The organism is Kaarinaea lacus (assembly GCF_975902315.1).
Genome location: NZ_CDLKIE010000465.1, coordinates 1 through 7567 on the forward strand (window position 1 = coordinate 1; position 7567 = coordinate 7567).

Consider the following 7567-nt stretch of genomic DNA (forward strand, 5'->3'; position numbering starts at 1 on the left):
GCCAGTTTACGCCGCATCGCGCACTATGATTACTGGTCTGATAAAGTTCGTCGCTCAATTCTGCCCGACAGTAAAGCCGACCTGTTACTTTATGGCAACGCCGAACGCCAGATTGTCGAAATCGCCCACCGACTGGGTGCTGGCGAATCCATTTCCAGCATCACCGATCTTCGCGGCACTGCCTTTATGCGAGACACCATCCCCGAAGGATGGGATGTCATTGACTCTACCGAAGTAGACGCACCCGGCCCGGTGCATCAACATCCCGATCCTTATGCAACACAACCAGCGGACGTGGCAAAACAATCGAGGGAATCAAATTCCACCAGTCAAACCGTCGTGCCATTCGCCAGGAAACGGAAACTGGATCGCTCAACGACCGTGATTCGTCTCCCCGCTTTCGAGCAGGTAAAACGTGACAACGTACTTTATGCCCACGCATCTCGCATATTGCACATGGAATCCAATCCCGGTAACGCACGCGCCCTGGTGCAACAACATGCAAAACGGGATGTCTGGATTAACCCACCACCGATTCCATTAAGCACTAAAGAAATGGATGCAATATACGAGTTGCCTTACACTCGGCAGCCACACCCCGCTTATGGCGACGCCCGTATTCCGGCTTACGAAATGATTCGCTTTTCCATTTCAATAATGCGCGGTTGTTTTGGCGGCTGTACCTTTTGCTCCATTACCGAACACGAAGGTCGCATCATTCAAAATCGGTCGGAAGACTCTATCATTCACGAGATTGAAACCATTCGTGATACGGTGCCTGGATTTACCGGCGTCATATCAGATCTGGGTGGTCCCACTGCTAATATGTATCGCCTGGCCTGTAAAAGCCGCGAAATTGAAAGCGCCTGTCGAAAATTATCCTGCGTTTACCCGGACGTCTGTAAAAACCTCAACACCAGCCATCAACCGCTCATCAAATTATACCAGCGTGCTCGAAAACTGCCCGGTATTAAAAAAGTGTTAATTGCATCAGGCTTGCGTTATGACCTGGCGATCAAGTCGCCACAATATGTCAGGGAACTGGTCACCCACCACGTTGGTGGGTACCTGAAAATTGCACCGGAACATACACAGGCAAATGTTCTCAGCAAAATGATGAAGCCTGGCATCGGTACTTATGACAAGTTTAAACAATTGTTTGACAAGTACTCCAAAGAAGCCGGCAAAGAACAATACCTGATTCCCTATTTTATTGCGGCACACCCTGGCACGACCGACGAAGATATGCTGGAACTGGCCTTGTGGTTAAAAGCAAACGGCTTTCGTGCAGACCAGGTGCAGGCTTTTTTACCCTCACCCATGGCCAGTGCCACCGCCATGTACCACACCGGGAAAAATCCGTTACGCAAGGTTACTCGTAGCAGCGAAGAAGTCACGATTCCCAAAGGTTTGAAAGTACGACGTCTGCATAAGGCGTTTCTTCGTTACCATGACGCGGAGAACTGGCCCTTATTACGTGAAGCTCTGAAACGCATGGGCCGGGAAGACTTGATCGGTAATGGCAAGAAACACCTGATTCCACGTTGGCAACCGGCAGGTACCGGTGACAAAACTCACGCCGAACAAGCGCCAAAGAAAAAAGGCGGCACTTTTAAGACACAGCATGTTCGCTCAGCTAAATCAGATACCAGGCAGAAAAAACAGGCGACCACAGGTAACCCAAAGAAGAGAAAACCTACTAAACCAGTCAAGCATAACCGTCAGCGCAAACCTGGCAGCCCCGTCGGTCAGGGAAAACGCCGATAACGCTCCGACACCTTCTCAAAGTCAGCTTGTGTAACGCTTTGTTTATTTGTTATGCATCAAGCACATAAGCAAACTTATACCCAGGATAAGTTTAGTTTAGAATCGAATTGTCTTTTATTATTAGATTCAGTACGCTACGTACACGCCATTTTAAGCGTCTCTTAAGAACGCGAGTGGTGATTTAGGCTAGAATAATTTTATGCATAGATAATCCGTACCAAGCAACACAAACAATACTTACAAAAACTGACTTACATAGAGGAGGGATTTTTCCCATGAACACCAAGCATCTAGTTGTAGGTAGTATCGCTGCATTGTTTCTATTATTGAGTGGTTCCGCAGTCCTGGCTGATAGCCCCAAGGACATCAAAACACCGGACCGGCACTCAGTCGAAGTTAAGGGTAAAGTCAACCTGTACCGTGTACAAGTCCAGGACATGAATTTGGGCGAAGGTCAGGATAAGGCGGATGCCGAATTGTTTGTTACCCTGGATTCGAACCCTGAAATGGTTTATACCCTGGAGCTGAAAAGTAATTCACCTGCGTCTAATAAAGTCATGGCTGATACTTTACGTGATGCCTATGTCAATAAACTTCCTGTGACACTTTATCACCAAATGGGTGTTAAAAAAGAAAATAACTTCAAAATTATGATGATTCAGCTTAACTAAAAAGAACTCAGGGTCTACTAACTCATATTCGAAGGGGCCAGTAATGTAAATGCTGGCCCTTTCTTTTAGTAACGACTCAATTAAAATTTTCCCTGGAAAAATCCTTCATTTTATATTGTGATTGTCACCAATCCTCAACACCATTCAAATAGTTCAGTACACGCCGCATACCATCTGTGCCTTCATTGAGCATAATAGCCAATGGTGTATGTTCTGCAAAATAGTGGGATGGCGTGGTCATCCAGTAGTTCGCAGCAGTTGCATTGTGCGGGAAAAGACTGTCGACCGCATTCTGGATGGAGAGCAGGTAATTTGCTCGTAACAGGGAATCATAATCATCAGGAAATGGCTCACCCACTAAGAATTTGTTCAGCGTGCGTGCTCGCGTACCCTCAGGTAATCCCAATAGATCTATTTGTTGCTCCGAAGTAAGCCCCCAGTTCCTGAGCACACGAACTAGTGTCTTTGCAAGATCCATCCTACGCTCGGTAGTCATACTCTGTTCTGATGTCATGGGAATTAAACGCCTGTTGTAGGTATTATTTCCAAATAATAGTGCAAATACCTGTAATTACTACTCAGCCATTCTTCTCAAGTCTCGCCTCTTCTATAAAAACTTGCAATTTCCGGTATTGCTTCATCCATATGATCAAACCAATGACTGCCTCCGGGATAAACGATCACCCGAGCACTATTTTTATACAGTTCTTCTGCGAAACGGTAATCAATAATCTCATCCCCTTCGTCTAACAGCACCAATGTTGGCGCGATAATATCTTCTGCTGATACTTCAAATTGAGCAAGTTCATTGTAGTTTTGTTGCGAAAATATAAACGCTGCTCCGGTTACCATATTGGTCTGTTGGCCTATATAAGGTTGAAGCGTTATTTGTGGTTGCAAGGCAGGATTGATTAACACTAATTTACTAATCACGCCAGGATGAACGCCGAGGTACTGGGCGTAATAGCCACCCAGGGAACTTCCCATTAACATTAGCGGCTCGTCATTAAGCTCCCTGGTTTTTTCCTTAATATAATCTGACAGGAAACTAATGGACGCACTGGGCTGGTGTGATGGGTAATCGGGAACCAGGAAGTTGTATTGCGAAAATGCCTCCCTTAACACTGTGGCTTTGTGCGAAGCGGCAGCACTGCTGAAACCGTGCAAATATATAATCAATGTTGTTGCAGTTTCCCAAGCTCTGTCAGTATATCGAGTACAAGTTGCTGTCCATTGGGATCCATACCTTTGGTTAATTCATCTGCGTCGCGTTCACCGTTGATCAGCTTACGCATGATGCCACCTAATTTGCCCATATCACCTCCTACCCTGGTCATTTGCTCTGCCATGTCGGCGACTATCTGTAACGCTTTTGTATCGCCTCGACCGGCGGCATGAATCATTGTAGCCAGGCCGGGTGCTGCCATTGTCGCATCAGCCTGATAGTTAAGATCCGGCAAGGATTCTGGATTTTGTATGCCTTCTAATATAGAACGAATGATTACAGTGTCTTCTTCGTCTAATGCCAGCAGCAAACTTTCATCGCGTTCACCATCGACAATGCGTTTAATTCTTTCCACCAGGATTTGCCAGCCGCTTTGACTGGCCTGTTCCAGCATAGGCATCAACTGGGCACGAGCATCGGGATTTTGACATGCCGTAACTACATGGTGAATCAGTTGCGCATGAGCCTGACGTATTTGTTGTTCGCGTTCGGGAAGTTTGTGCATAATATTTATATTGTAGCTTATCTGACTATTTTCGTTATGGAGGAACTAGCGCCATTCGTGGTGTCGGTTTTTGAAAAGCGCCAAGCGCTCCTTTATCCAGCACTACTCTCATGGGTGAATCATTTACATCCCACTGCCCTTTCACAATATTTTTAGGTTCGTCGCCTTCAAACACCAGATAACTATAGTTTCGATAATGCGGTAGCTTGCGAGTCAACCCAGGAATTGCTTTAGTGTTGTCACTGCTCAACCAGAGCAAGGTTTTTTCTCTGTTTTTCGGATGCCGTGTTGTAGCCAGGAATGCATGCTTGTCTTTAGTATAGCTTTTATCACCAAGATGGAGTGAATCTTGCGTTACTTTTAACTTCTGATCTTCCAAACTGACAATAACTTGATCCCGGAATTTATTGTTCCAGCCCACTAGCCAGATGGATCGATCCGCTGGCAATTCTTTTAACTCACTTTCGTTTATAATTTCCATTTGTTGAGAATATCGCTGCTGCCATTGCTTCGCCAGTTTTACATAGGCGGCCAATCGCGCTGGATCTTCTTTAGCAGGCAGTACAAGTAATGGCCTGTCATCACCAAAACCTTGTGATATGGCAGATGGAATTTCGCGACTATCTAAACGTCGAAACACATCAAACGCGGGATCAACATCAATTAATACTGGCTTCTCGGGTACTGCAATGGTTACGGTATGCTGTTTATCCGTAATTGCCACTAACTTTTCAACCACCCCTTTATCTCCAGCCAAATAGATGCGCACCGGAACATTTAATTGATACGTGGGCTTTTCTTGCAGTTGGTTAAGCTTAAAACTTACTCGGTATCCGCTGTTCTGCGCTTTTATATCGACATCGGAAATCTCCAGGTGTGGCGCGCCGGCTTGATCGACCCACTGCGCGAACAAGGCTGACAAATCACTGCCTGCAACGGATGAAAACACAGCCTGTACATCGGAAAAAGAAGCAATGGCAAATTTATGTCGCTCATAGAGCGCGCGCAAAGCTTGCTTAAAAGTTTCATCGCCCAGCTGTAATCGCAACATGTGAAACAACATCAATGTTTTTCCATAACCCACCGCTTCCGATGCTGAGCTATGTCGCGAACGAAATTCCGTTAGCGCAAAATCGCGGCTTTCGTTGACGAAATCCGTATACTTTTGTAACACGCTGCGGCGGTACTCGGCACCCTGTCCTCGTTGTTCTTTCAGTAGATGATCAGCTAAATAAGCGGTAAGCCCTTCGGACCAGTTGCCGCTTTCGTATTCTACAAATACTCCGTTACCCCAGTAATTGTGTAAAATCTCATGAGGATAGGAGGTATAGATAATAAAAGGAAAGCGTATTACCCGCGGACCCAGCAAGGTAAAGGACGGCATGCCGTAGCCGGTTTCCCAGAAGTTTTCCACCAGTGCGAATTTTTGATAGGGATAAGGGCCAATGAGTTCATTATACATGGCAATGTATTGCCCGGTTGCCTTGATGTATTTCTGCGCCAGGGCATCATCCTTGTCGCGTAAGAAAACCATGGCAGTGGTGCCGTCGATGGATTGCTGGTATTCCTGATACTGAGAGGCCACTATATAAATGTCATCTTGTGGATGCTGTTCCACCCAATGAATGCTACGTTGCTGGCCAACACTCTGCTCGGATTGCAAGGCGCCTTGCGATACCGCCCCCCATCCTTGTGGCACCTGGATATTGAGGTCGAAGCTAAACAGTTCTGAATCGTTGAAAATGGGATACCAGGCAGTGGAACGCGCCAGGAATACGCCATCAGGCGAAATTAAACCCGGCGTGGTGTTATGCGTCTCATCCAGGGCATGATGAATCTTTCCCTGATAATTTAGCTGCAATGTTGATGACTGATCCGCCAGCTTCACTTCATATTGTACTAAGGGTACATCGGCTGTTTCTGCTAACTTTTTGAAAGCTGGAGAAGTAATGGCGTGTTTCTGGATCTTGGCCTGTGGAGACGCTACTTGCAAATGCTCGTGTAATAAAAACTTCACCACACCGTTATCGATAACCTCGCCAGGTAAATCTATTGTGCTCGTTACTTCAAGTGTGGATTGCTCGGGATTCAGGTTTATCTGAATTGAGTAATGCGCAAGATCGATGGTAGTTTCACTAGTGGCTGCGCTGTCTTTACTGTCTTTGCCGGATTCCGTTTTACTGGAACAGGCGGTGCAGAAATAGATGACAAGTACAACGCCAAAAATGACCCGTAATAGCCTGGTACGTAATAGCCTGGTATTAGTTCCTGCGATTATTTTTGGCATATTTCCCTGTCAATTAATTCAGTGGTTTTGGTTTGCGTCAATAATAGTGATTGCCCACTCACAGATTCAAGTAAGCATGAGAAGATATTCCCGAATAATAAAAAGCACATGATAAATCAGTAGTATTAATCACTCAAATTACACAATGAATCGTAGAAAATTAAGCGAATTTCTGGCCTGGCGGCTAGTTTATCAGGACCATTGACCAGCCGATTTATAGAAATTGACATGTGACAAGTAATCATGATTTAGCCAGTAAAACCAGCCGTTCCTCCCTTGTTTTCCCTTTGTCGTACTGTTACTAAGTAAAGTATCAGGGTGTTTGATTCCTTTATGCGTCCAACCAGGAAATTGAGGTTCTGAATGTTCAGCACTGCGGAATTGGGGCAAAAACTCTCCAAAAAAGACTATAAGGCAATCGAGCCTATATTAAGAGAAGAGTTACTACAACTACAGAGATCCCTGCTGGAACAAACCAAAACACCGGTAATCGTGATTTTTGCCGGGGTTGATGGTGGCGGTAAAGGAGAAACCGTGCAGGTACTGAATGCCTGGATGGATGCCCGATGGATGATAAACCGTGCTTACCGGGAACCCTCTGAAGATGAACGTGAACGCCCGGAATACTGGCGCTATTGGCGGGACTTACCACCAAGAGGGCAAATTGGACTATTTTTAAGCTCCTGGTATTCAAAACCGGTGCTTGATCGTGTCTATGGCACCATTAGTGTGGCGGAACTGGACGAACGACTGGACAGGATTGTTGCCTTTGAAAACGCCCTCGCCGAGGACGGCGCATTAATCTTGAAGTTCTGGATGCATCTTAGCAAGGACGCGCAGAAAGCCCGCTTCAAAGTCCTGGAAAAAGATCCTTTGTTAAGCTGGCAGGTTACAGACAAAGACTGGGAACATTGGCGACGCTATGAAGACTTCACCGAGGCAGCTGAACGCACCATCATGCGCACCAATACCGGCAAAGCCGCATGGAATATTGTGGAAGGTGCTGATCCCTATTTTCGCGCAATAACCGTGGGAAAGATCATTCGTGATGCTGTCAGGAAAAAGCTCGATGAGCTGGAAACAGCCAAACTTTCACAAGACCAGACAGGCCA

7 protein-coding genes are annotated in these 7567 nt (G+C 46.0%); 3 read left to right on the forward strand and 4 right to left on the reverse strand.

Going from position 1 to position 7567, the window contains the following annotated elements:
* Both ACWVCM_RS14370 and ACWVCM_RS14375 read left to right on the forward strand, forming a co-directional pair.
* Positions 1-1767 (forward strand): YgiQ family radical SAM protein (locus ACWVCM_RS14370; RefSeq protein WP_455202450.1); only part of this gene is annotated, 1767 nt, incomplete at its 5' end.
* A gap of 275 nt (positions 1768-2042) precedes the next feature.
* Positions 2043-2438 (forward strand): hypothetical protein, encoded by a 396-nt coding sequence (locus tag ACWVCM_RS14375; protein WP_455202451.1) that lies wholly within the window; start codon positions 2043-2045, stop codon positions 2436-2438.
* Positions 2439-2562: 124 nt separating this feature from the next.
* Here the strand turns inward: ACWVCM_RS14375 and ACWVCM_RS14380 are convergent, their stop codons facing one another.
* The 4 genes from ACWVCM_RS14380 to ACWVCM_RS14395 all read right to left on the reverse strand — a co-directional run bounded on the left by ACWVCM_RS14380 (position 2563) and on the right by ACWVCM_RS14395 (position 6455).
* Entirely contained in the window at positions 2563-2952 is a 390-nt protein-coding gene (locus ACWVCM_RS14380; protein WP_455202452.1) for an MbcA/ParS/Xre antitoxin family protein, read from the reverse strand.
* A 77-nt stretch (positions 2953-3029) separates the two neighbouring features.
* Positions 3030-3617: a YqiA/YcfP family alpha/beta fold hydrolase gene (locus ACWVCM_RS14385; protein WP_455202453.1), complete on the reverse strand. Its 588-nt coding sequence runs from the start codon at positions 3615-3617 to the stop codon at positions 3030-3032.
* Positions 3614-4168 (reverse strand): hypothetical protein, encoded by a 555-nt coding sequence (locus ACWVCM_RS14390; RefSeq protein ID WP_455202454.1) that lies wholly within the window; start codon positions 4166-4168, stop codon positions 3614-3616. The genes ACWVCM_RS14385 and ACWVCM_RS14390 overlap by 4 nt, the downstream gene beginning before the upstream one ends.
* Positions 4169-4202: 34 nt before the next feature.
* Positions 4203-6455 (reverse strand): M1 family metallopeptidase, encoded by a 2253-nt coding sequence (locus ACWVCM_RS14395; RefSeq protein ID WP_455202455.1) that lies wholly within the window; start codon positions 6453-6455, stop codon positions 4203-4205.
* Between the two features lie 363 nt (positions 6456-6818).
* Here ACWVCM_RS14395 and ACWVCM_RS14400 point away from each other — a divergent pair.
* Positions 6819-7567, forward strand: a 749-nt coding sequence (locus ACWVCM_RS14400; RefSeq protein ID WP_455202456.1) for a hypothetical protein, incomplete at its 3' end; no start/stop codon positions are given.

What these genes read in the sequence shown, in the direction of transcription:
- ACWVCM_RS14375 (WP_455202451.1), top strand. Translation starts at nt 2,043, where the DNA reads ATGAACACCAAGCATCTAGTTGTAGGTAGTATCGCTGCATTGTTTCTA.
- ACWVCM_RS14380 (WP_455202452.1), bottom strand. Translation starts at nt 2,952, where the DNA reads ATGACATCAGAACAGAGTATGACTACCGAGCGTAGGATGGATCTTGCA.
- ACWVCM_RS14390 (WP_455202454.1), bottom strand. Translation starts at nt 4,168, where the DNA reads ATGCACAAACTTCCCGAACGCGAACAACAAATACGTCAGGCTCATGCG.
- ACWVCM_RS14395 (WP_455202455.1), bottom strand. Translation starts at nt 6,455, where the DNA reads ATGCCAAAAATAATCGCAGGAACTAATACCAGGCTATTACGTACCAGG.